The organism is Riemerella anatipestifer (genome assembly GCF_009670965.2).
Lineage (GTDB): Bacteria > Bacteroidota > Bacteroidia > Flavobacteriales > Weeksellaceae > Riemerella > Riemerella anatipestifer_B.
On sequence record NZ_CP073239.1, the window covers coordinates 607,069 to 628,784 of the forward strand.

The 21,716-nt window shown below is 36.2% G+C and carries 13 protein-coding genes; 4 read left to right on the forward strand and 9 right to left on the reverse strand.

From position 1 onward, the window contains the following. Positions 1 to 13 precede the first annotated feature (13 nt). The gene (locus tag D1J36_RS02830) at positions 14 to 2,938 is read left to right on the forward strand and encodes a M16 family metallopeptidase (protein ID WP_154137844.1); all 2,925 of its coding nucleotides are present in this window, start codon (positions 14 to 16) and stop codon (positions 2,936 to 2,938) included. Positions 2,939 to 3,046: 108 nt separating this feature from the next. Next, complete coding sequence (locus D1J36_RS02835) at positions 3,047 to 3,925, forward strand: SDR family oxidoreductase (protein ID WP_154137843.1); 879 nt, start codon at positions 3,047 to 3,049, stop codon at positions 3,923 to 3,925. A 66-nt stretch (positions 3,926 to 3,991) separates the two neighbouring features. Here the strand turns inward: D1J36_RS02835 and D1J36_RS02840 are convergent, their stop codons facing one another. Further along, the gene (locus tag D1J36_RS02840) at positions 3,992 to 5,983 is read right to left on the reverse strand and encodes a hypothetical protein (protein ID WP_154137842.1); all 1,992 of its coding nucleotides are present in this window, start codon (positions 5,981 to 5,983) and stop codon (positions 3,992 to 3,994) included. Between the two features lie 170 nt (positions 5,984 to 6,153). Beyond that, positions 6,154 to 6,537, reverse strand: coding sequence for an HU family DNA-binding protein (locus tag D1J36_RS02845; RefSeq protein WP_154137841.1), 384 nt, complete (start codon positions 6,535 to 6,537; stop codon positions 6,154 to 6,156). A gap of 697 nt (positions 6,538 to 7,234) precedes the next feature. Between D1J36_RS02845 and mtaB the strand changes: the two genes are divergently transcribed. Beyond that, positions 7,235 to 8,581, forward strand: coding sequence for a tRNA (N(6)-L-threonylcarbamoyladenosine(37)-C(2))-methylthiotransferase MtaB (mtaB, locus tag D1J36_RS02850; protein ID WP_154137838.1), 1,347 nt, complete (start codon positions 7,235 to 7,237; stop codon positions 8,579 to 8,581). A gap of 53 nt (positions 8,582 to 8,634) precedes the next feature. On the opposite strand, the gene argS is transcribed toward mtaB, so the two are convergent. From argS to D1J36_RS02865, 3 genes are all read right to left on the reverse strand, one after another. Further along, complete coding sequence (argS, locus tag D1J36_RS02855; protein ID WP_154137837.1) at positions 8,635 to 10,398, reverse strand: arginine--tRNA ligase; 1,764 nt, start codon at positions 10,396 to 10,398, stop codon at positions 8,635 to 8,637. An 85-nt stretch (positions 10,399 to 10,483) separates the two neighbouring features. Beyond that, complete coding sequence (locus tag D1J36_RS02860) at positions 10,484 to 12,085, reverse strand: SusD/RagB family nutrient-binding outer membrane lipoprotein (protein WP_154137836.1); 1,602 nt, start codon at positions 12,083 to 12,085, stop codon at positions 10,484 to 10,486. A gap of 7 nt (positions 12,086 to 12,092) precedes the next feature. Further along, a complete protein-coding gene (locus D1J36_RS02865; protein WP_154137834.1) occupies positions 12,093 to 15,017 on the reverse strand; it encodes a SusC/RagA family TonB-linked outer membrane protein in 2,925 nt (974 codons plus the stop codon). Between the two features lie 130 nt (positions 15,018 to 15,147). Here D1J36_RS02865 and D1J36_RS02870 point away from each other — a divergent pair, with 130 nt between their 5' ends. After that, on the forward strand, positions 15,148 to 15,732 hold the full coding sequence (locus D1J36_RS02870; protein ID WP_154137832.1) for a ribonuclease HII: 585 nt from the start codon (positions 15,148 to 15,150) through the stop codon (positions 15,730 to 15,732). A 103-nt stretch (positions 15,733 to 15,835) separates the two neighbouring features. On the opposite strand, the gene yidC is transcribed toward D1J36_RS02870, so the two are convergent. The 4 genes from yidC to dinB form a co-directional block, all read right to left on the reverse strand. Further along, positions 15,836 to 17,626, reverse strand: coding sequence for a membrane protein insertase YidC (gene yidC, locus D1J36_RS02875; protein ID WP_154137830.1), 1,791 nt, complete (start codon positions 17,624 to 17,626; stop codon positions 15,836 to 15,838). An 84-nt stretch (positions 17,627 to 17,710) separates the two neighbouring features. Next, complete coding sequence (locus D1J36_RS02880) at positions 17,711 to 19,327, reverse strand: CTP synthase (RefSeq protein ID WP_154137829.1); 1,617 nt, start codon at positions 19,325 to 19,327, stop codon at positions 17,711 to 17,713. Positions 19,328 to 19,471: 144 nt separating this feature from the next. Continuing rightward, complete coding sequence (gene recA, locus D1J36_RS02885; RefSeq protein WP_014938051.1) at positions 19,472 to 20,503, reverse strand: recombinase RecA; 1,032 nt, start codon at positions 20,501 to 20,503, stop codon at positions 19,472 to 19,474. 96 nt (positions 20,504 to 20,599) lie between these two features. Next, a complete protein-coding gene (gene dinB, locus D1J36_RS02890) occupies positions 20,600 to 21,682 on the reverse strand; it encodes a DNA polymerase IV (protein ID WP_252339421.1) in 1,083 nt (360 codons plus the stop codon). Positions 21,683 to 21,716: the final 34 nt, after the last annotated feature.

Genomic DNA, 21,716 nt, shown 5'->3' on the forward strand with positions numbered 1-21,716 from the left:
TAAATTATTCATTATGAGATTAAAAAAATCATTTATCCTTTTGATGCTTTTCCTATCGTTAGGGGTATTTGCCCAAAATTACGAATGGAAAAGTGCTTCGTCTGCTGGATACGACTATAAGTATGTTACCAGCGACCCAATGAAAGCCCGTTTCTACACTCTAAAAAACGGACTGACGGTAATTCTTAGCCCTACGCCTAAAGACCCTAGAATCCAATGCTACATTGCGATAAAGGCAGGAAGTAAAACAGACCCTGCTACCAACACAGGTCTAGCTCATTACTTAGAACATATGATGTTTAAAGGAACTGATAAATACGGCTCGTTAGACTGGGCAAAAGAAAAAGTAGAGCTTGACAAAATAGATGCTTTGTACGAACAGTACAATAAAACAACTGATGAGGTTAAAAGAAAAGCCATCTACCGAAAAATAGACTCTATTTCTGGAGTAGCTGCCAAGTTTGCCATTGCCAATGAATACGACAAAATGATGTCTGCTATGGGAGCTCAAAATACAAATGCCTTTACAAGTTTTGAACAGACGGTTTACACAGATGATGTACCTAGCAGTTCATTGGACAAATATTTAAAGGTACAAGCGGAAAGATTTAGAAACCCTATTTTAAGGATATTCCACACAGAGTTGGAAGCTGTTTATGAAGAGAAAAACCGAAGCCTAGACAGCGATGGCAGTAAAGTTTTTGAAACTCTTTTCGCTAACTTGTTTAAAAACCATAACTACGGTAAACAAACCACTATCGGTACCGTGGAACATCTTAAAAACCCTTCTTTAGTAGAGATTAGAAAATACTTTAACACTTACTATGTGCCTAACAATATGGGTATCATTATGTCGGGAGATTTTAACCCAGACGAAGTGATTAAGAAAATAGACCAAAGTTTTGGTTATATGAAATACAGCCCTGTACCTAAGTACACTTTCTCTCCAGAAACACCTACCAATCAACCTATTATTAAAGAGATTGTAGGTCCTGATGCAGAAGGACTTACTATGGGCTTCCGTCTTCCAGGTAATAAGGATAAAGATGTTCTGTTAGCTGATTTGGTAGGACAGATTTTAACTAATGGTAAAGCAGGACTACTAGACCTCAACCTTGTGAAAAAACAAAAGCTTCTTTCCGCAGGAGCATTTACTTTTTTGCTTATAGACCACGGTGTGCTTTACATTAGTGCTAAACCTACCTCTGGACAATCTTTAGAAGAAGTAAAAGATTTGGTACTTAACGAAATCGATAATTTGAAAAAAGGAAACTTTGATGACCAGCTCATCACTTCTATCGTTAATAATATGAAGAAGATGAAAATCAAAGATTCTGAAAACTACGGCGACCGTGCTAGTGTTCTAATGGACGCCTTCACTTCCGAATTAGACTGGAAAGACCAAGTGGCTTATGTTAACAACCTTTCTAAAATCACAAAACAGCAGGTGGTAGATTTCGCTAATAAATATTTAGGAAATAACTATGTTGCAGTACTCAAAAGAAAAGGAGAAAAATCTGAAAGCATTAAGATAGAAAAACCTGAAATCACTCCAGTAGAAACCAATGCTGATAAACAAAGTGATTTTGTGAAGATGGTTGCATCTATGCCGAGCAATAGTTCTAAACCTGTATTTTTAGACTACAACAAAGACCTTAAAAAGTCTAAACTTGCACAAGCAGAAGTGCTTTATGTGCCTAACCAAGACAATAGTCTTTTCAGATTGATGTACCGTTATAAGATAGGAAGTCTTAACGATTTAAAGCAATCTATCGCTTCACAATACATTCAGTTTTTAGGAACAGATAAAAAATCTTCTGAAGCTATTTCTAAAGAGTTTTACAAAATTGCTAGTAGCTTTAAAGTATCTACAGGAGAGGAATACACCACCGTTACAATAGAAGGTTTACAAGAAAACTTTGACCAAGCCGTGAGCCTGTATGAAGATTTAGTTCTTAATGCTAAACCTGACGAAACTGCCCTTACCAATCTAAAAGCGAGGCTTATGAAAGGTAGAAAAGATGCTAAACTTAACAAAAATGTCATCTTACAAGGGCTTACTAGCTATGCTACTTATGGAGCAGACAACAAATTCAATTATGTGCTTTCAGACGATGAACTTAACAAAATCACCGCTGATGAACTTGTGGCGAGAATTAAACAACTCAACAACTACGAGCAGACCATTATTTACTACGGTCCTGAAAAACTAAATGTACTTGTAAACAAATTGAGTAAACTCCACAAGATGCCAAGCACTTTGGCAAAACCAAACCCTGCAAAGGTATTTACACAAGTAAAACAGGATAAAAATCAAGTTTTATTTGCTGACTATGATATGGTTCAAGCCGAAACTAGATGGATTAGAAATACAGACCTCTACGACCCTAACAAAACCGCATTAGTAAAGGTATTCAATAATTACTTTGGTGGTGGTATGGGTGCCATTGTGTTCCAAACCATTAGAGAAAGTAAGGCTTTAGCTTACAGCACCTTTGCTTACTATGTTCAGCCAAGCAAAAAAGAAGAGAAGTATACTTTATTAGGATATGTAGGTAGCCAATCAGACAAGTTTAATGAAGCAACCGCTTCTATGAACGAGCTACTTAACAAGCTCCCAGAACTTCCGGAAAATCTCAACCTAGCTAAAGGACAAACCAAAAAAGATATAGAAACCGAACGCATTACACAAGACGGTATCATCTTTAACTATTTGGAAGCTCAAAGACTAGGCTTAAAAGAGGATATTAGAAAAGTTATCTACCAAACTGTTGATAAAATCAACTTTGCAGATTTAAAAAATTTCCATCAAAATTATCTTGCTAACCAACCTTACACCTATGCTATCGTAGCGTCTAAAGATAAGGTTAAAGAAGAAGATATGAAGAAATTAGGCGAACTTAAAAAGTTAAGTTTGGAAGAAATCTTTGGATACTAAACCAATCCTCCGCTTAAAGCAAAAGAAGTCGAAACATAATTGTTTCGGCTTTTTTTGTCCTTTACTCTAAAAGATTTTATTTAACTTTAGACCTAAATTTAATTCAAAATGAACTATACAGATTCTATGCTCAAAGAGAATGCTCTTAAAGATAAAGTAGCCATTGTAACAGGTGGCGGTAGCGGATTAGGGAAAGCCATGTCAAAATATTTCTTAGAATTAGGGGCTAAGGTTGTCATTACTTCTAGAGATTTAGACAAACTAAAAAGCACAGCTACAGAACTAGAAAACGCCACTGGAGGTACAGTATTACCACTCGCTTGTGATGTCAGAAATTATGATGAGGTAGAAGCAATGAAAGCGGAAGCCCTAAAAACTTTCGGAAAGATAGATATTTTAGTAAATAATGCTGCGGGGAACTTTATCTCGCCTACCGAAAGGCTATCTGCCAATGCCTTTGATGTCATTATTGATATTGTATTAAAAGGAACTAAAAACTGTACTCTATCTATTGGCAAACATTGGATTGAAGAAAAACAAAAAGGAACTGTACTTAATATTGTTACCACTTATTCTTGGACAGGCTCTGGCTATGTAGTACCTTCGGCTTGTGCAAAGGCAGGGGTTTTAGCAATGACAAGAAGCCTTGCTGTGGAATGGGCAAAATATGGCATTAGATTTAACGCGATAGCTCCAGGACCTTTCCCTACCAAAGGAGCGTGGGAACGCTTACTCCCAGGAGACCTTGCCGAGAAGTTTGATATGAGAAAAAAAGTTCCTCTAAGAAGAGTAGGCGAACACCAAGAGTTGGCAAACCTTGCGGCTTATTTGGTTTCTGATTTCTCGGCTTACATCAATGGAGAAGTAATTACCATAGACGGTGGCGAATGGCTACAAGGTGCTGGGGAATTTAATATGTTAGAACAAATCCCTGCCGAAATGTGGGACGCCCTAGAAATGATGATAAAAGCGAAAAAAGGCAGTTAACGCTAACCTTTTTACAATAATAAATCCCCTCCGTTTGGAGGGGATTTTGGTTTTGAACCTATAAACTTACTTAGCCAATAGGTCTTTTACTAAAGATTTAAGCTCTGTAATCTCTGCTTTGAGTGCTTTTACCTCTTTGTCCTTTTCTAATAGGTGTAAGTAAAGCTCTTCTATTTTCTCTACATTGGTAAGCTGAGTTGCCATAAGGTCTATATAACCTTGCTTTTTAATTTCTGCGGCGGACTTATACCCTGGCAAATGCCCATTAGTTTTTACAAAATCTTCTACTTGACTAAGGGTTTTAAAGCTATAGTCTGCTTTAATGCTAGAAGTACCTGTGTAATACTTTTGGAATACATAGTCTGGGAAGATAGCGGCATTAGCTCCTATAAAGCCTGTAGCTTTTACATTACCCGCAACTTCTAGTTTTTCCGCTGGAGCTGTAGTTCCAACACCTAGAGAACCTTCTAAAAAATTTATTTTGTTATCTCCTTGTATATAAAAGCCATACTTATTTTTCGCTTGAGTAGGTGCTGATGATGTATAAAAATCATAATAATTATCTATTGATCCTTGTAAATTTATAGCTCCTGTAGATCCAAGATCTGAACGAAATGCCATATAAGCACCAACCGATTGATTAACTTTCTGCGACAACAACCTTGAAACTACTCCCGACAAATTAGTCACGGCACCAGTACCTGCTAAAACATTTTCAAACATTCCACCAAACACAAAATTATGAGGGGTAGTATTTTTAATTTCATTCCTATTAAGCGAAGCTATCATTCCTGTTGATACAGTTGCATCATTCTCAACGATATTAACTGTATGAGTTCCAAAAATACTATTATAAGTTGCATTTGCTCTAGCTGCAGATACAAAAACCCCTCCTGCCATTCTATTAGTTACATTGGCAGTACCTTCAATTTGACCAGGGTATAGACCTTTCTCTTTACTGTTTGAAGCTTCAGCATATACACCTATAATTTGTTCGGTTGGGTTAGATGTCCATCGAGAAAGACCATAAAAATGACCTCCTTTAATAATATCTGCACTAGCATTATATTGCTGATAACCTGCACCGTACACCCCTCTCAATTCTCTTGCGGTAGCACCTACTTCTCCACCAACACTAGCATCTGAATGAACACCTGATATAACATATCCATGTCCAGAAGAATTATTACTTGCTTGAGCAAGAACACCTCTTAACTCATCAATACGCCCTGTTGAACTTCTACCCATTGAAGATGAGAAAAAAACTGCAGATTGCCTAAGTATACGGGAAGTTAAATCGTTATTAATCAAACTATATGACGACCCTGTGTAGGATTTTAAATTACTCACTCCATCAGAAGAGGTAGTATGATTCTCTTTCAATATAGAAGTCAATGAATTAAAAACATAACCCCTTCCACCACTATTGTTATAATCAATTCCTAAAGTGTTTAAGGGGAGTATGTCACTACTTTGAAAAACAGAGTTAAGATTATTTCCTCTTGGATTTGCGGATAAAGCAGGCTGCCCACTATCATTTACAAGTGTAGTCCAATCGACTCCTCCCTGATTAATATAAACCTTGCCATTATCTAATATTTCAAAAATGTTAGAAGGGTTATTACCTTTTGCTTTTTTCGCATAAATAGCATCTATGCCATTATGTATCCACTCTTGGTCTAGGCTTCCTGATGCACTTTTCACCCATTCTGTACCGTTGTAATAGTAATACCCTTTCTCTGTTATTTTGGCTACTTTAGTATCATTGCCTGTATAATTACTTATAGCCCCATTCGTCTTAGTAGCGTCATCTATTACGTACACTAAAGTCCCTTCTATAGGAGCTTCGATACTTGCCACACGAGTTTTACTTAATTGGGGGGCTAAAATCCCTTCGTTAGTTTTGGCGTCACCTTGGCTATTGGTTGCACTAGGCTGAACATCTAAAGTAGCTCTAGGCGAGGAGGTATTAACCCCTACTTTACCACTTTGCCCATAAACCGCTAATCCTAAGCCTAAAAAGGCTAACACACTTAATTTTGTAGTCTTTGTTTTCATAATATTTAATTTTAAAATTGTTAATAATTTATTTTTCTTGTAACTGTTTTTTTACTTGATTTCCTTTGGGCTTAAAACCGCAGGCGTCTCGTTTAAATTTGCACGCCTGTGGTTACCCAACCGAACGCCTGCGGATTTTTTTTTCACGCGTGCGGTTTTGTCGCCCTCTGCTAGAGCTTTTCGTAGCTTAGCGTGGCGAGCATCTTTTTCAGGTCAGAACCTGGGGTAAATACCACCTTGGCATTTTTAATAACTGCTGAGGTTACTTCCTCTTCTTTGGCTTTACCCTCGCTACTGATACTCACCCTCATACTACCGAGTTCTCCTAAGCGGATAATTTGTCCTTCGGCTAGAGAAGACTGCATTACATCTACCAAAGCGTAAAGCACCGCTCTGATGTCCGCTCCGCTTACCGTTGAGATTTTCTCAATGTCTCGGGTAAGTCCTGCTAAAGTTTTTTCGCTGACTACATTGGCAGAAGCGTAGTATTTTTTCTCGCCTCCACCGGCAACTCCTGGTTGCCCTTTCTGAATGACTTTGTACTTAATTGGCATAAAGATTTAGTTTTTAGATGTTAGATATTAGATGTTAGTTGTTAAATGGTTGATGGCTATTAGAGGTTGGAGGTTGGTCTTAAGGGCTGATGAGGCTATACTAAGTTCTAATCTCTCATATCTAACCTCTAACCTTAAAAAACGCCTTTCCTCTCTAAACACACACAAAACGAGAGGAAAGGCTAAGGCAGAAAGAAAGCAAAAACTCCCTTTCTGAACACTAAAAGCACCCAACAAGAACGACCATGTTTTAAGACAAAACAATGGTGCTTTTAGTAGATATTGATGAAAGCTAAAATTAGAGTAGTATAAACACAAAAAGCCCCCAACAAAAGTTGGTGGAATAATATTTTGTTTTAACGATAAAAGTCTAAGTAATTTTCTAAATAATCGGACACATACCCACGAAACTACTTGTGTGTGTGTGTGTGTGTGTGTGTGTTTACACAATTATTTGGAAGTACCAAATTTTTGTGTAGGTTTTTTTCACTTTTTTGTATGTCGCTGATAGTGTATCGCATAAATATGAAGCAAACTTATAACCTTTTGTTAAAGTACACAAGTTTTTAGAGAAATTTTATTCTCTAAAAATTGACCACACCTCAAGTTAAAACCTCACTACTCCCTTAAAGTATCCCAGCTGCGGATAGTTTTTATCTATATAAAAATCACTAAATTTGCAGACTTAATTTTTGTCATGAGTACTAATTCTAAAACAGCGGCTTACCATACTTTAGGCTGTAAACTTAATTTCGCTGAAACTTCCACCATCGCTAGACAACTGTCTGATGCCGGTTACCAAAAAGTAAGCTTTGATGACAGAGCCGATGTCTATGTAATCAATACCTGTTCGGTAACAGAAAATGCCGACCGTGAGTGCAAAATACATGTAAAAAGAGCTATGAAAGCCAACCCCGAAGGATTGGTGGTGATTGTAGGTTGTTACGCTCAACTCAAGCCCGAAGAAATTTCTAAAATAGAAGGGGTGGATTTGGTATTGGGAGCCAAAGAGAAGTTTAATATTTTAAGCTACTTAGAAGATTTAGAAAAAACCCACAACGAGGGTATCGTTCATTCTTGCGAAATAGAAGAAGCCGATTTTTTCATCGGTTCTTATTCCATAGGAGACCGCACGAGAGCCTTTTTAAAAGTGCAAGACGGCTGCGACTACAAGTGTACTTACTGCACCATACCTCTAGCACGAGGTATTTCTAGGTCTGACACTATAGAAAATGTGATTAAAAACGCTCAAGAAATCGCCGCTAAAGACATTAAAGAAATTGTTTTAACAGGAGTGAATATTGGGGATTATGGCAAAGGAGAATTTGGTAATAAGAAACACGAGCATACTTTTCTAGACCTCATCACAGAATTAGACAAAGTTGAAGGGATTGAACGCATTAGAATTTCGTCTATAGAACCCAACTTATTAAAAAATGAAAGTATAGAGCTTGTTGCCCAAAGTAAAAGGTTTGTGCCTCATTTTCACATTCCGTTGCAGTCTGGTAGTGATGAACTCCTCAAAAGAATGAAACGCCGCTACCTCACTAAGCTGTATAAAGATAGAATAGACACCATAAAATCTGTAATGCCTAACGCTGCCATTGGGGTAGATGTGATAGTGGGCTTCCCTGGAGAAACGGAAGAGCGTTTTTTAGAAACCTACCATTTTCTAAATGAGTTGCATATCTCTTACCTCCATATTTTCACTTATTCTGAAAGGGAAAATACCGAAGCCGTAGCAATGGACGGTGTAGTGCCTATCTCCGAAAGAAAAAAGAGAAACAAAATGCTTAGGATTCTATCCGAGAAGAAAAAGATGGCTTTTTATCAGTCTCAACTTGGGAAAACATTGCCTATCCTTTGGGAACACGAAAATAAAGACGGTATGATGTTCGGATTTACGGAAAATTATGTAAGGGTAAAGAAGCCTTTTGACCAAAGTTCCGTTAATCAAGTAGAAACATTAAAGCTCAATAAAATAGAAGCAGACGGTACAGTATCGGTCAGTTCTTCTTTTGAACAGTTTTTAGAGAATGCCTAAAAAACAAAAGCCTCACAAATTTGTGAGGCTTTATTGTTGGTTTTAATTCTAATTTACATTCTATTTACCACACCAATGCCTAGTAATTCTAAACCTCTCTTAATGGTTTTCGCCGTAAGAGAAGAGAGTTTCAGACGCAAGTTTTTAACCGCTGCATCTTCCTGATTAAGGATAGGATTATTCTGATAGAAAGAGTTATATAACTTTACTAAATCATAAATATAATTAGCCAATTGTGCTGGACTAAGCGTTTCTGCCGCCTTAGAAACTACTGTTTTAAAGTTACCCAAATGCGTTATAAGCTCTTTTTCATAAGCATTGATTTCTATATCCTCTGCTAAATCCTGTGGTTCATAACTAGCTTTCTCTAACAACGATTGGATTCTAGCATAAGTATATTGGATAAATGGTCCTGTGTTACCATTAAAATCTATACTCTCCTCTGGATTAAACAACATCTTCTTCTTAGGATCTACTTTGAGCATATAATACTTAAGAGCTCCCTGCCCTACAATTTCGTAAGAACGCTCCTTATCCTCTTCTGGCAAATGTTCTAGTTTCCCTAGTTCTTGAGCTTTTTCTTTAGCCGTGAGGTACATTTCCTGCATTAAATCGTCTGCATCTACCACTGTTCCCTCTCTTGATTTCATCTTTCCATGTGGCAATTCCACCATACCATAAGAAAGGTGATACAGATGCTCTGCCCAATCGTATCCTAGTTTTTTCAAGATTTTAAATAGCACTTGAAAGTGATAATCTTGCTCGTTTCCTACGGTATAAATCAGTTTTTGTATATCATTCTGTTTGAAGCGTTCCACCGCTGTTCCTAAATCCTGCGTCATATAAACGGAAGTACCATCACTACGCAATAATAACTTTTGGTCTAAACCTTCATCAGATAAATCACACCATACTGAGCCGTCCTCTTTCTGATACAATACTCCTTTAGAAAGTCCTTCTTGTATTAAATCCTTGCCTAGTATATAGGTATTACTTTCGTATTGGATTTGGTCAAAATCAACACCTAATCTTTTATAAGTTTCTCCAAAACCATCGTAAACCCATTGGTTCATCTTCTGCCACAATTCACGCACTCGAGGATTTTCTTTCTCCCAATCTAGAAGCATCTTTTGTGCTTCCACAAAAATCGGAGCTTGCTTTTTAGCTTCATCTTCTCCTAAACCATTTTCTACAAGATTTTGGATTTCTTTCTTGTACTCTTGGTCAAATTTAACATAGTAATTTCCTACTAGCTTATCTCCCTTCAGCCCTGAATCAGCAGGAGTTTCTCCATTACCAAACTTTTCCCACGCCAACATAGACTTACAGATATGGATTCCTCTATCATTAACAATTTGAGTTTTGATAACGTCGTACCCTGCTTCTTTCAGTATTTGAGCAACTGAATAACCCAAAAGAATATTTCTAATATGCCCTAAATGAAGTGGTTTATTAGTATTAGGAGAAGAATACTCCACCATTACTGTTTGATTCTTTGGTGTAACTGTTCCAAAGTTTCGCTCTTCTGCTTTAAAACTTTCTATGAAGTATTTATTTTTAACTTTAAGATTAAGAAAACCTTTGACTACATTAAAGCCTTCTACAAAATCACTAGAATTTATTATAGCCTCGCCTATCTCTTGCCCTAATGCATCTGGGCTCTTCTTAAGCTGTTTCACCAAAGGAAATATTACCACCGTAAAATCTCCTTCAAAATCTGTTTTATTTTCTTGTACTTCCAAAGTTATATTTGGAAGACCATACACAGACTCCACAACTTGAGCAATACTTTCCTTTATATACTCTTTAATATCCATTAATCATTTTGTTTTAACTCTGCAAATATACACAAATAAAAAACCACCCCGAAGAGTGGTTTTTATGAATGTGAGAAAACACTATCTAGTTTTTGTCCCAAATTAACTTAGTCGTTAATTTATCTCCTCCTACTGTTGTTTGTGCTGCTTTATAATTTTCTGGATTTAACGTAGCTAAATTTGTAGGGTATGTTACTCTATATGGTACATCTGTAAGACCTGCAACCAAGCTTTCAAATGTATAAGTCATATTCCCATCTTTATCAGGAGCTAAATATTTATTGGTCTGCCCTGGTTTTAGTAAGAAATTAGGATACCCCGTTCTTCTATATTCAGACCACGCTTCAACTGGTTGCATATAAAGCGCTATATATTTTTGTGTTATAACATTTTCTTGATTTGGAGCTGGTAAATTGCTTACAAAAGAATCAATATCAGAAGTATTTACACCCCAGTTTTCCATAGAAGCCCTAACTCCTTTTTCATAATGTGTTCTATCCCATCCGTTAACTTCACTCAGTAAAAACTCTACTTCTGCATACTCCATAAAAGTAAGCGTTGCATCAGGTCTCATCACATTATACCCAAATATAGATGTTTTTCCATTTTCCGCCTGTTGTGGAGCAGATTCACTAGCAACACCATAAGGCATACCAACATAGTTATTTATATCACTTGACGGAGTATATCCATTAGTAGAAGTTAAGTCTACTGAAGTTCCTTTTGGTGCTGCCATCTGTTGTAATCTCGGGTCAACCCCAAAATTACCCTTTTCCCCTTTTAGAGCCTTTATAAAAGTGTCTGAAACATGAAAATCTTCCCTTGCATCAACTACAAAGGCCGTGTACAAAGGAGCAGCATATGTAGGGTCTGACTGGTAAGTTAATGTAGCATTATCTGCATTAGAGGTCATCACTCCAGAAGCTATAGCGTCAGTAATATGTGCCTCTGCTCCAGAAACTACTCCTTTGACTCTGTTTGCAATCCTAAGTCTTAATGAATTAGCAAACTTTTTCCACTTCTTAGAATCACCTGAAAATATTCTATCACCACTAGCATGAGAAGATACGAAAACAGGTTTCGATGTATCCATCATCTCTGATGCTTCTTTCAGCTCCTTAAGTATGTCTGCATATATCTTTTGCTGAGAAGCAAACTTAGGATTTGGATATTTCAAAACATCTAGCGCTTGAAAATCAGAGTCTTTAGAACCATAGGAATAATAAGGTACATCTCCATAAGTATCTACTAATTGAGAAAATATGTAGCTTAACATAATACGGGACATTGCTACCTGATTTTGATTAATACCATAAGCACTAACTGTATTAGCAGTTTCTGGATTTGTATTCAAATCTATAATAAATTTAAAATCTTTAGCTACTAGGTAATAATCTCTATAAAGGGACTGGTTGACATTTTCTCTAAAGCGATATCTATCCTCTTCAGTATAGTTTGTCTGAGCAGAATACTGCATCCACGGTAAGAAAAATCTACCTGAAGAAAATGCTCCCCTAGTAGCGTCCATAAGCTCCTTAACAGCAGAATTAAGAACAGCGGATGTAGGTGCTTGTGATGGATTATTAGGATTTTTATTTATTTCTTCAAAGTCCTGTCTACAACTAGTAAGAATAGTAACAGCCGACAATGAAGAAAGAATAGTTAAGTTATATAATATTTTTTTCATGATTTAATTAAAATTTAAATTGTACATTAACTCCATATGTTCTTGTAGAAGGAAGAGAACCTCCTTCGATCCCTTGTATATTTCCAGAAGAGTAAGAAGCCATTTCAGGATCAAAGCTTTTCCAAGCTAACCCCCAAGTTAACAGATTTCTTCCAAATGCAGATACTGTAACACCTTGAAATGGTCCTATCATACTTTTAGGTAATGAATATGATAATGTTACCTCTCTTAATTTCCAATAACTTGCATCAAACACGTTCATCGCAGCTACCGTACCATAATGAGATGTTCCCCAATCTTGTGCAGAAATAACAATATCATTAGGAGTTCCGTCTGCCTTCACACCAGGGTTAATAACTCCTGTTTCTCTAACTCCATTAGCTGCTGTTTCCTCCAGCATACCTGAGTACATTCCCCACATATGAGAAATAGAATAGTAATTACCTCCTTTTTGTCTATCTACCAAAGCAGAAAGAGTAAACGATTTATACTTGAACGTACTTCTAATACCCATATTATAATCTGGAATAATTGACCCTAAAGATTTAATTTCAGACGGCACATAATAACCATTTTCATCTACAACCTTATTTCCTTTTGCATCATAAGTAAAATCTGTACCATAAATTTGGCCATATCTTTCTCCTTTTACAGCCTCAATACTTACTAAACCAAAAGGAACATTAGAGATTCTAAGAATATTATTGTCTCCATAAAGAGATAATAATTTATTATTATTCTTAGCAAAGTTCCATGTCAAATCCCAACTAAAGTTTTCTGTTTTGATAGGTGTAAGGTTAACAATTGCTTCTATACCTTTATTTTCCATACTACCTGCATTTCTTATTATAGATGTATTACCTGAAGATGGGTCAACCTGTACAGGTGTTAGCAAGTCTGTTGTAACAGATCTATAATAAGTAACATCAAAGCCAAATCTTTTCTTGAACATACTCACTTCCAAACCTATCTCCTTAATCGTTCTCTGTTCAGGAATCAAATTTGGATTATTCTGAGTTCCAGGATACGAAAATCTAGGAAAATAAAAAGGTTGTCTTGTATCCAAGTATGTCTCCAAGGAATAAGGTGACGTATCATTAGCTGTTTTCGCCCAACCAGCTCTCAACTTACCGTAATTTAACCAACTAGCTTTAAGTAAGTCTGAAAAAACAAAACTTCCTGTCAAAGATGGATATGTTTCTCCTTTAGACACTGTAGAAAAATCATCTCTTCTTAGAGTTCCATCTATGAATAATAAGTTTTTATACCCTAAAGATACAGAACCAAAAATACTATTTACTCTTCTTCTCTCTTGATAGTTGGTTACAGTAGAAGGCGTGTAACCATTACCTAAATTATACAAACCAGGAACAACTAAACCTCCATTGGTTTGCCCTGCTAAAGAAGAGTATTTATTTTCTCTTCTATTTACACCAACAAAAGAACTAACACTAAAATCATTCAAAAACTTAGTATCATAGTGAAGTCGTCCTTCATAATTAAATTCTGTAAAATTTCTTTGAACTATTTGGTAATAAGATTGTGCTTGAGAGCCTACTGCTTGTCTTTGTTGTATTTCCAAACTATACGTATCACCATAGACATTTCCTGTCGCATATAAGCCTTTAGCTATCTCATATTTTAATCCAAAATTACCATAGAATCTATTTCTTCTATCATCAGCTGTATTTTCATAAACAGTCCAATAAGGGTTATCTGAGTATTTTGGTGTTGGATTTAAATATGATGTTCTATTCCAAGGTCTTTGTCTTCCATTTGGCATTTTGTAGTCTCTAAGAGCAGCCATATCCAGCTGCCTTTGCCCCCATTGGAAAAACTTTTGAGCAACCGAATTATCTGAATACCCTTGTTCAGGTCTATTAAAACCATTAGTAATAACATAATTGAATGTTCCATTCATACTAAGATCCTCTGTTAACTTGGAATCCATATTAAAACCTAAAGTAGATCTTTCTAACTTGGAGTTAGGTACAATCCCCTCTGTTTTAACATTAGCCAAAGACAAACGTACATTAGTACCACTAAAAGATTTAGATAAAGATATGGAATTGTTATATGTAACACCTGTTCTAAAGAAATCTTCAACGTCATGCTGAGGAGCAACCCATGGAACTTCCTTTAAATATTGATTTGGAAATTCGGGATCAAAAGCATTCCAAGGTAAATACATCAAATTAGGATTATATTTAGGTCCCCAAGATTCATCTACTGCATAACGAGCAATATTATACTGTCTACCGTTTATGGTAACTTTCGGTAGAGTAGCACCTACGCCACCCCCGTACTCTTTTTGTAACCTAGGCATCACATTAATAGACTCCAAAGTAAGCCCCGTATTAAAGGTTATACTCGTTTTCCCAGACTTTGCTCTCTTTGTAGTATACATTATAACTCCATTTGCTGCCCTAGATCCATACAAAGCCGAAGCAGGCCCTCCTTTGAGGACGGTTACAGATTCTATATCGTCAGGGTTAATATCTGCAGAAGCATCTCCATAATCCCTACCTCCATATCCAGCTGCCGTATTACTTCCATTATAGTTTGAGTTATCCAAAGGGATTCCATCAACGACAATTAGTGGCTTGTTATTACCTGTAACAGAATTAACTCCTCTTATACTAATTTTTGTAGATCCTCCCATAGAAGACGGCGCAGTAACTTGAACCCCAGCAACGTTTCCAGATAATGCTCCTACAGCATTCGTCTGCCTAGAGTCCGTTAACAAACCTCCACTGACCTCTTGAGCTTGATACCCCAAAGCTTTTTTCTCTCTTTTAATACCTAAAGCAGTTACTACCACTCCTTCAATTTCAGTAGTTTTAGTAGAGTCTTTTTTCACCTTCTGTGCATCTACTGTTACAAAAGATGAAGTAAGAACTACAGCTAAAACGCTTGTTGTTAATTTCTTCATATCAAAATAAATTTTTCACGGAACAATTTTATAACATTATCTTAACATATACAATAAGTAAGTTAAATTTTCTTAAAAAAAGCTAATTTTGTAGTACTTATCATTATATCTCAATATTAAAATATGTTTTATGGAATTGATAAAAAAATGGTCTAAAAATTATATAGAAGCAGGTTGCGATGAAGCAGGTAGAGGTTGCTTGTGTGGACCTGTGGTTGCTGCAGCAGTTGTTTTAGATGAAAGTTTTGAGCAAAACCTTATCAATGACTCTAAGAAACTTAGTTTTAAAACAAGAAATGAACTGGATTTATACATTAAAGATAACGCTTTAGATTATGCTATAGCAGAGCTTCCACCTACTTTTATTGATGAACATAATATCCTAAACGCAAGTATACACGCTATGCATCTTGCTTTGGATAAACTAACCATTCGCCCAGAACTCATTTTAGTAGATGGCAATAGGTTTAAGCCCTATCCTTTCACGCCACACGAGTGTATTATAAAAGGAGATTCTAAAGTTTTATCCATTGCTGCAGCTTCTATTTTAGCCAAAAATTACAGAGACCATGTTATGATTAAACTCCATGAAGAGTATCCAGAATACGGCTGGAACAAAAACTTTGGCTATGCTACCAAACAACACCGAGAGGCACTTAATAAGCTAGGACCTACCATACATCACCGAAAATCCTTCAGGTTAGACTATAATTAAATATATGATAAAAATCATATTTTTTATTTAACAATTTGTTAACAAAAAAATAGCCTCAAAACCGATGATTTTGAGGCTATTTATATTATTTCTAAATTTATTTTTACTTGCGTTTAGCTCTCTGTTGCTCCTGTAATCTTTGCTGTTCTTGAGCTTTTTCCATCATTTCACGCATCCTTTTTTGGAACTTACCTTCCTTTTTAGGCTTCGCTTTGTTGGCTTGAATCTGTGCGTGAATGGTTTTTTCATCTAAAATCCAATACTTAATCACTAGAATAATGATAATATTGATACCGTTAGACACAAAATAATACCAAGATAATCCAGACGCCGCAGAGTTCAAGAAAAATAAGAACATTACTGGGAAAATATACATCAAAGGCTTCATATTAGGCATACCTTCCTGCGTTGGTTGTTGCATATTACCTGCTGTCATCACTGTATATATCAATAGTACCGCCGTACAAGCCAAAGCAAAAATACTGATATGCTCTCCTAAAAATGGAATATGGAATGGTAGCTTTATTAAATCATCATAAGCCGTTAAATCGGTTGCAAACCAAAAACCTTTCCCTCTCAAATCTAACATATTAGGGAAGAAACGGAATAATGCATAGAATATAGGAATTTGTAACAATGCTGGTAAACACCCTGCTAACTGATTAACACCAGCCTTTCTATACACCTCCATCACTGCTTGTTGCTTCTTCATTGGGTCGGCGTCTTTGAGTTTGGCGTTTACTTCTTCTATTTCAGGACGAATCACCTTCATCATTGCACTCAACTTATGTTGTTTGTACATAATTGGAGAAAGTACCACTTTAACCAAAATCGTCATCAAGAAAATTACCCAACCAGCAGCTATTCCCCAAGATGAAATCATATTATACATCGGGATAAATATCCAACGGTTCATTGTTCCTATAAAAGACCAACCAAGAGGAATAATTTCATCAAAGTTCTTATCAAATGTCTTTAATAATTTTAAATCCAATGGTAAAAAGTACCACGAAAAACTTTGATTAAACTCTCCTCCCGTAATTTCTAACTCTCCATTGAAATCAAATTTCTTAAGGTATTCACCTTCCTCTATCATGTCTTGATGACCTGTGGAGTTTTTAAACCCATTCTTGGCTTCTATAATAGGCGTAAAAAACTGCTGTTTAACCGCTAACCAATTTAAAACTTCTTTGGTTTCGTCCATAGAAGTTCTAGCATCATAATCGGTGCTTTTATAGTTATTAAAAGCATAAACAAACTCTGTATGTTGTTGTTCCTGAGCTCTACCTTTCTCCTGTTCTTTAGGCGTGTAATTCCAAACAAAACTTGCTTTATCTCCAGAAACGATAGACGACAACCCTTTAGTTGCCACTTGAAAATCAACCTGATAATCTTTTAAAGTATAAATAAACTGCACAACAGCACCACCGTTTAAAGCACTCGTCATGGTTACTGTATTCCCATTAACTTGAGGCGTAAACACTAAATCTTTGGTATTAATTTCTTTGCCTGATTTATCTTTAAATTTAAAACCATACGAAGAATTATTACGCTCTATAAGATATAGTGGCAAGTCATTTTGGTTAGTTTTCTTATTGTAGGCTTTATAATTATTCATCAATAGAGAAGAAATCTGACCTCCAAGTCCACTAAACTCTACCGAGATTTTATCATTTTTAAGACTTACTTTTTGTATTTCGTTAGCTTTAACAGGAAGATTGGTTGCTTTTACAATATTGTTAGTAGTTCCTGCCTTCTGCTCTGTGGCAACTTGTTGTTGCTCCTGCTCAGTCTGTTGCTTTTGAAAGTATAGCATTACTCCTAATAAAAATAGAGTAAATACCACAAAACCAATCAACTGATTTCTGTCTAATCCATTATTCTGTTGCATCATCAATAAATATATTTTTCAGTTAGAAATTTTACTAAAGGAATGTTCCTTTTTTTTCAGACTGCGAATTTAAGTTTTTTAATTTAATTACTTCCCTTTATGTTCAACCGCGGCTTTTACCAAGGCTTTAAACAATGGATGCGGTGTTGCTACAGTACTCTTATACTCTGGGTGATACTGCACTCCAACATAGAACGGATGCCCGTTAAGTTCTAATGCTTCCACTAGACCTGTATCTGGATTGAATCCTGTAGGAACTAGACCTTTGTCTTCATAGTCTTTTTTGAATTCACTATTGAACTCATAACGATGACGATGACGCTCCGAAATGTTTTTGCTATCATAAATCTCCGCCAATTTAGAACCTGATTTAAGTGTACATTTCCAAGCTCCAAGTCTCATCGTACCACCTTTTTCCACTACATTCTTTTGTTCTTCCATTAGAGAAATCACAGGGTAAGCCGTAGTAGTATCAAACTCCATAGAGTTAGCCTTTTCGTAGCCTAGTACATTTCTAGCAAATTCAATCGTCATAATCTGCATTCCTAAACAAATTCCCAAAAGAGGAATTTTATGTTCTCTTGCATATTGAGCTGCAAGAATTTTTCCTTCTATACCTCTATCTCCAAACCCAGGAGCTATCAGCATCGCATCTACTCCTTTAAGGATTTCTGAAACCTCGCCTTCCTCTAAATCTCCACTATATACCCAACGGATATTGACCTCCGTTTCCAAATCCGCTCCAGCGTGTATAAATGCTTCTGCTATAGATTTATAAGAATCTTGTAAAGACACATACTTACCTACTAATGCTATCTCTACCGATTTTTTAGGATTTTTATATTTCTTCAAAAATGTTTTCCAGCTTTTTAAATCAGCTTCAGTATCGTTTTTAAGGTCTAGAGCTTTTAGAACCACCTCATCAAATTTTTGTTTCTGTAGTTCTATTGGAACTTGATAGATAGTTTCAGCATCCATACACTCTATCACATTGTCGCTAGGCACATTACAAAATTGAGCTAGCTTAGCACGAACATCTTTCGGGATTTTATGCTCCGAACGACATACCAACACATCTGCCTGAATACCACTTTCCATAAGTTGTCTCACGGAATGTTGGGAAGGTTTAGTTTTAAGCTCTCCACTCGCTGCTAAATAAGGCAAAAGTGTTAAATGGATTACCATTGAATTATATTCTCCTAACTCCCACTTGAGCTGTCTTACAGACTCTATGTAAGGTAAAGACTCTATATCTCCCACAGTACCACCTATTTCGGTGATAATAATATCGTAGTTCTTTTGAGCAAGGATTTTAATTCTGCGTTTAATTTCATTGGTAATATGCGGAATTACCTGCACTGTTTTACCTAGGAAATCTCCCTTTCTTTCTTTCTCTATAACGGTCTGATAAATACGCCCCGTGGTTACATTGTTATTTTGAGAAGTTGGTGCATCTAAAAATCTCTCATAATGTCCCAAATCTAAATCGGTTTCTGCACCATCTTCGGTTACATAGCACTCGCCGTGTTCATAAGGGTTGAGAGTACCTGGATCTATATTGATGTAAGGGTCTAACTTTTGAATAGTTACTTTAAAGCCTCTGGATTTTAGTAATAAGCCTAGTGATGCGGATATAATGCCCTTTCCTAGTGAAGATGTAACACCTCCTGTAACAAAGATGTATTTAGTATTTTTTTTACTCATTAGTTTAGGTTTGTGCAAAGTTATAATAAATGAATGATGTGGACAATCTTAATGAAAGATTTATCCTAAATAAAGTCCTCATCAAACATAAAAAAACTCCGATGATTCTACTATCGGAGTTTTTAGCTTTATTTTAATTAGATGCTATTTTGCTTGTAATTTTTCTCTGATTTTTGCTTCTAGCTCTTCTGCAAGTTCAGGATTATCTTTGATGAGTTCTTTTACCGTATCACGCCCTTGTCCCAGTTTTGTATCTTGATAACTGAACCAAGAACCGCTCTTTTGGATAATATCTAAATCTGTAGCCACATCTAAAATTTCACCAACTTTAGACACACCTTCCCCATACATAATATCAAACTCAGCACTCTTAAATGGTGGAGCTACTTTGTTTTTAACCACTTTTACTTTAGTTCGGTTTCCTATAACTTCGCCAGACTTGTCTTTAATTTTACCTGTATCACTCAACGAACGTCTGATATCTATCCTTACCGAAGCATAGAATTTAAGAGCGTTACCTCCCGTTGTTGTTTCAGGGCTACCAAACATTACTCCAATTTTGTCTCTCAACTGGTTGATGAAAATTACCGTACATTTTGTTTTAGAAATAGAAGAGGTTAACTTTCTAAGTGCTTGAGACATCAATCTTGCGTGAAGCCCCATTTTAGAATCTCCCATATCTCCATCAATCTCTGCTTTAGGCGTAAGTGCTGCCACAGAGTCTACCACCACAATATCCACACCTCCAGAACGGATAAGGCTATCTGCAATTTCTAATGCCTGCTCTCCATTATCTGGTTGAGACACGATAAGCTCTTCTAGGTTGATGCCTAATTTTTCGGCATAATGCATATCAAAAGCATGTTCTGCATCTATAAATGCAGCAGTTCCTCCTGCTTTTTGAGCCTCTGCAATTGCGTGAAGCGTTAATGTAGTTTTACCAGAAGATTCTGGACCGTAGATTTCTACAATTCTCCCCTTAGGATAACCGCCTACTCCTAAAGCCAAATCTAGCCCTAAAGAACCTGACGGAATCACCTCTATATTATGGTCTACCGTACCATCACCTAGTTTCATAACGGTACCTTTACCGTAGGTTTTATCTAGTTTTTCTAATACGGCTGCTAATGCCTTCTTTTTATCATCGTTAGGACTTGTTGTTTCAGTCTTTGCCATTGTTAATATAATTTACCCCAAAAATACAAAAAAGAATTAGACTACAATAACATCATATTCATCATCTTGTTTTACAAATATAACCAAATATTTGATTTACAAATCCTTAAATGGAATTTTAAGCTGCACATAAACTTTTTTATGTGATGGCGTATTCAAACTAGACAAAGATAATCCTAAAAGCCGAATAGCTTTATCATAAGGACGAAGACTCCACAAAAATCGAGCAGTTTGATACATTTTTTCCTCTGTTTCAAAATACAAATCTTGAGTTTTGGAGCGCGTAAAAAGTGAAAAATCTTTGTACTTTATTTTAAGTGTTAGTGATTTACCTTTGACTTGCTTTTTCTCTATTCTTTCGTATAATTCTTGGGTTAATCTCATCAATTGCTTATCTATATCTTGCTCGGTATCAATATCATCTGCATAAGTATGCTCTACCCCTACACTTTTGGCAATCCTATGAGGTTTAACCTCACTTCTATGTATGCCCCTCACAATATCATAATAATGCCCTCCCATTTTTCCAAAATGAGTTACCAAATACTCCAAAGTCTTTTCTTTTAAATCTTTGCCTTTGTAAATTCCCAATTGATACATTTTGTTTGCCGTTACATTTCCTATCCCATAAAACCGCTCTATGGGAAGGTTTTCTAAAAAGGAAAGCACTTTAGTTGGATGAATTGTTTTCTGTCCGTTAGGTTTATTGATATCAGAAGCTACCTTAGCCAAAAACTTATTTACCGAAATCCCCGCCGAGGCTGTAAGTCCAGTAGTTTCAAATATCTTTTGTCTTATTTCTTTAGCTATTAAATTAGCCGAAACTATACCCTTTTTGTTATGGGTAACATCTAAATATGCTTCGTCTAGCGAAAGAGGCTCTACCAAGTCGGTATATTCAAAAAAGATAGCTCTTATCTGTTCGGAAACTTCTTTATACCTATGAAATCTAGGTTTAACAAAAATTATCTGTGAGCATTTTTTCTTTGCTACAACACTAGACATCGCCGACCTTACGCCGTACTTTCTCGCTTCGTAACTTGCCGCAGCCACAACTCCTCTATGCTCTCCTCCTACCGCCACAGGTTTCCCTTTGAGTTCAGGAAAATCTCGTTGCTCCACAGAGGCATAGAAAGCGTCCATATCTATGTGTATGATTTTTCTGTAAAACTGCTCCACAAAACAAATATAATGGATAACAATAAAAAAAATC